Source organism: Faecalibacterium sp. DFI.5.82 (genome assembly GCF_029076575.1).
GTDB classification, from domain to species: domain Bacteria; phylum Bacillota; class Clostridia; order Oscillospirales; family Ruminococcaceae; genus Faecalibacterium; species Faecalibacterium duncaniae.
The window spans coordinates 1-329 of sequence record NZ_JARFIS010000267.1; the positions used below are offsets into that span (position 1 = coordinate 1).

The 329-nt window shown below is 52.6% G+C and carries 1 protein-coding gene; it reads left to right on the forward strand.

All coding sequences use genetic code 11. The features are described from left to right. A partial coding sequence (locus P0G09_RS16545) for a hypothetical protein (protein ID WP_275253206.1) occupies positions 1 to 259 on the forward strand: 259 nt, incomplete at its 5' end. Between the last annotated feature and the right edge of the window lie 70 nt (positions 260 to 329).

The window sequence follows — 329 nt, forward strand, 5'->3', positions numbered from 1 at the left end:
GAAAGCAGAAGCGGAATACCTGCAGCTGGTTACATACCTGAAGACACAGAAAGGCATTCTGGATGGCGGCTTTGGCAGCTATCCGGAGGCTCAGGCACGGATCTGCCGCTTTGTGCAGGAACACCGGGCGCTTGCCCGGCGGCCCTGGGCCAAAAGAGCAGACCGGATCAAGGTGGAAACACTTCTGATCAGCAAGCGGCTGTTTTATGCCGATTATGGGCTGGGAGAATGGAAAAATAAACACACAGTCGAAAAATAAAATGGAGAAGTTATGCTGATTTATCTGGGGGCTTTTGCGTTTTCTGTGGGCATTGCCGCCAATGGCGAGC